General features: G+C 63.8%; 1 protein-coding gene. It reads right to left on the bottom strand.

Translation table 11 applies throughout. The annotated features are described in order from the left end of the window. The coding region (locus tag BTA35_RS16645; protein WP_139363708.1) for an alkaline phosphatase family protein at positions 1 to 470 on the bottom strand (470 nt) is incomplete at both ends.

Raw genomic sequence — 470 nt, 5'->3', positions numbered from 1 at the left:
ACCGGATACCGCACGAGGCGGCCGTGGCCCAGCTTCGGGCTCGACAAAATCAGCGCAACGCTCGTGTCGTCCTCATGGAACCCGCCGTGCTCGGCGAGTTTGCCGTCGTGCGGCGATGTGTAGATAACACCGTCACGCGTCACGACGACGAGATCGGGAGTACGGCTGTCCTTCTGCGGCGGCGGGAAGATGCCGGCGAGACGCGTACCGTGCAGAACGTCCTGAATACCCAGTTCCTCGGCGTGCGCGCGCAAGGCCGCGGCGATCTTGCCGGCAGCCGACGGATCCTTGAGCCAAATCAATGCCCCATGGTCGTAGGTGATCTGAGCCAGCGCACCGGGCGCGGCCGCCTGCACCGCCTGCTGAAGCTTGCCGGTCGTAATCTTGCGTAGAACGGACGGGTCGATCGGGCCGTTACCATGCTTGGCCGTGATGACGATCAACGTATCGTCGCGTAGTCCTTTCTGATC

The organism is Oceanospirillum linum (assembly GCF_001995095.2).
GTDB lineage: Bacteria > Pseudomonadota > Gammaproteobacteria > Pseudomonadales > Halomonadaceae > Oceanospirillum > Oceanospirillum linum.
The sequence above is the reverse complement of the archived record's forward strand: the minus strand, read 5'-3'. Positions and strand labels throughout refer to the sequence as shown.